Source organism: Flavobacterium sp. 316 (assembly GCF_000967805.1).
GTDB classification, from domain to species: Bacteria; Bacteroidota; Bacteroidia; order Flavobacteriales; family Flavobacteriaceae; genus Flavobacterium; species Flavobacterium sediminilitoris.
In genome coordinates, this window is the sequence record NZ_JYGZ01000005.1 from 3,436 (window position 1) to 7,057 (window position 3,622).

Sequence of the window (3,622 nt, forward strand, 5' to 3'; positions counted from 1 at the left end):
GTTGCAGTGGGTTGTTTGTACGTAATGGTTTTCACCCAGTTTTGATCAGGACTTTGTCCTAAAGCAAGAAAGGGRATTAGGGTTAATAGGTATATTATTTTTTTCATAACTAATAGTTGTTTCCTTTTTTTTACATTCCCCTCCTGTGGAGGGGTGCCCATCGGGCGGGGTGGTTTATTTTTCTTTACCTCATTTTTCAACCATTTCTCTTTTCTGTTATCGTTCCAAGAAAGAAAAATATTGAGCATGTAAATAGCATTATTTAATTACACCCATATTGGTCAATTATAAAGTTTTCTAATTCTTATAATGATACTTGTTTTCGCTTACTACCTTATCATCTTTGTCCGTTACAAATTCCAATCGGTTAAAAGGATCATAGTGATATCGTACAAAATTCCCTTTAGAATCGGTCATAGTACTTACACCTATAAGTGGTTTGTGGGTATAGGTGGTTATCATCGCATTGGGTAAAACAACTCTCAAATTATTCAAAGCCGTTATCAAACTCGCTTCATCCGTTCCATTAGAAAGAGTTTGCAAATTAGCTTCATATTGTTGCACTTGGGCATAGGTGGCATTTTCTATTTTAGCAATAGGCAACGTTTTGTTATAGCCCCAAATATAGGTGATGGGTTGTCCGCCTTCTTGCTGCACTTCTAGTGGATTACCTGTAGTGTTGTCCAGTGCATTGTATTTTATTCTGTCTTCCGCTGTGGCTGCTCCTTTGGCTGTTTTTATAATTTCAGGCGCTAATAAACCATTGCCCCAGTCTCTATATTGGGTTTCTTGCTCTGATAGTTTTACATTATTTCTAAAAGATTGTGTAACTAATGGCGTTCCTATTTTATGTTGGTTTATTAAATCCTGAACATGTGGTTTCCCTGCCATTTCAGTATCTTGTGGATAGAAATATTTGGTTTCTAAAATCTGATTCTTAGAATTGGTTGTTTTTTCTTCAGAAACTAAAGAAATAGAATTATATAAGTATTCTTTAATATTGTCTATATTTTCATTATTATAAAGATTCTTTTCTACTATTCGTTTTAAGCGATGACGTTCGGTCAATTGAGGATAAAACCCTACTCTCATATTATCAAATATGTCACCACTACTATCTATATTTGGAGGATATTTAATAATTTGAAAACCAAAATATTTTATTTCTTTTTTCTCTAAAGCTTCATATTCATAAAATTTAACGTTAATTGATCTATTATCTTTGTCAAAAATTTCTATTTTTTCTATATTTCCTCTTAACCAATCTGTTTGTAATGGATTTTGAAAATTTGATGGAAATGAATTTGACAACCCTAAACTTCCAGAACCATAATACTCAAATCCGTATTGACTATCTAAATAATGAGTAGGCAAAGTATATGTGTGTTGAATATACCCTTGTGTTTTATTCTTAAAGTTTTCAGTTACATTTTTATAACCAACCAAGCTTCCTTTTGTGTTGATTGATGGGGCTTGAGTTTTTCCATTAATTATTACACCTGGACGACTTCCTGTGATATATTCTTCATTTAAGATATCTATTATATTTAAAACTATACCACTAGATTTATTGGTATTAAAAAAATTATAATCATAAGATTTATCAATCGCAATTTCATTTTGATTAGTATATGTCTTTATCTCTTTAATTCTTAACCCAGAATATATAAACTCTTCCGGATTTTGATCATATGACCATCTTGCCGAAAGCTGAAATTTTACAAATGGATCATTGGGATCTCCAGGATCAGTTGGGTCTGGTGATTGCTGATTATTTTGTAATTGTCCGTTTGTAGATTTTGCAATTATTTTATATGTTCCTGGAAGTAGCTTATATGAAAAACTAGATTGTAATATATTTAATAAAAAATTAGGATTAGAAATACCTATAATTTTTAATGAAAAATCACATGTTGTTTGATTTAAATCTGGAGGATTACATCCAGACATCAAGATATTAAAATCAACATATCCCCTTATATTATTAGATATTGTTAAAGTTGTTGAATAATCAATATTAGGATCAGGATCAGGAAATAATTCTGAATCATTTGTTAAATGCAATTGTTCTTTTTTAAGATTTTCAACATAAGTAGAGCCATCTCCTGTAAAAAAACCAGCATAATTATTTTCCCACATAAAATCATCATAACCTCCTGTTGGGTATTCTATTTTCTCTAAAACAGAGGCATTAGTATATATCGGATCTACACTTCTATCTGCATCTCCAAAATATGTGTTAGGAATTCCTAAAGCTAATGGCCCACTATGATGCTTTTGAATTAAAGAATTATTGTTTTTCCCATTATAAAACCCAAAATAATCTATTGATCTAGAAAAACGATTAGGTAGTTTTCTGGGATTATATTTAAATTTATATGTATGTTCCGCAGTCAAATTTTTGTCATATATTGACAAAGAATCTAAATTTAATCTATACTTCCCTTCTTTTCTAAAATCAAAAAAATATGATTTATTGTCTGGACTAGTTATATAAGAAGTATGGAGTTCCATCTCTTTTATAGGATTATTACTAATGTCTAATAATCTTATTTTTTTTAAAGAAAATGAATTATTCAAATCTAATCGCTCTAAATTATTTTTTTCAAATACAATACTCCCTTTTGAAAATGAAATACTTAACAATTTAGGTTGTTTAAAAACCTTATTTAGATAGATAATATTATACTCTTGGGTTATATGAGTCTTTAAAAATTCTTCATTTTGCAAAATATATGTTTCAACGTTATTTTCAATAAAGTAGTCAAAAGAAATTAGGTTGTTTGTGTTTGGAACCTCAATATCTAAAAGCATCCAAGATTGATAAAAATAATCTCCTGGGCTTCCATAAAGAGGACTTTCGCCATCTGAAATACCATTATAGCTAACTGTCTTCGTTCTTACTCTTTCTAAAGATTCTCTACTTGTCCTTAAATTATCTTTCGACAATCCAAAATAATATTTAATCCCTTTTTCATCAGTAAATATAAAACCTTCAATTTTTTTATTACTATTCTTGATAGGTTCAATTTTTAAATTGCTTAATGGTGCTTGATAAAATATATTCTCATTTTGGTTATAATAGAAATCACCTGAATAGCCTAAAAAGCTAAAAGTAAAAATATCGGGTTCATAATCTCTTTGCTCACCATTTCCTAAATGTTCCCATAATTGATATGATTGTGAATCTGGACCTATTGAATTTGGATCTTTTAGAAAAAAATCAGCAATTGTATAAGGTGTATTCATATAACCTAATGAACTATCATCAGGAAGCTTATTAATAGTTCTAGAAACTAAACCTCCAGCATTTAAACTCCAACCCAGTCCAACCCATGAAGAAATATTATCGACTCTTATTCCGTCAGAATTATATGATAATGAAATCGGGACATCAACTCCTGATTGAGAAATTGTATAAAAAGGAATAGATATATTTGGATTTCCTGTATAATGTGATACATTTATAGGGGAATGTTTAAGTATTGTAGCTGTTTCTGGTGAAGGAGGGATAACAGTTGGTAGACTTTGCCCAAACCCTAAAGCACTTATCAATACAATAGTTAGCAGTTTTGTTATTCTCATGGTGTATCGTTTTGTTTTCAATTCTTTATTTTTTAAT

The 3,622-nt window shown here is 29.9% G+C and carries 1 protein-coding gene; it reads right to left on the reverse strand.

The window, feature by feature from the left end; translation table 11 throughout:
• Positions 1–297: 297 nt before the first annotated feature.
• Positions 298–3,585, reverse strand: coding sequence for a hypothetical protein (locus SY27_RS11165; RefSeq protein WP_045970298.1), 3,288 nt, complete (start codon positions 3,583–3,585; stop codon positions 298–300).
• Positions 3,586–3,622: the final 37 nt, after the last annotated feature.

Excerpts from the sequence above, each read along its gene's own strand:
- SY27_RS11165 (WP_045970298.1), bottom strand. The coding sequence starts at position 3,585 with ATGAGAATAACAAAACTGCTAACTATTGTATTGATAAGTGCTTTAGGG.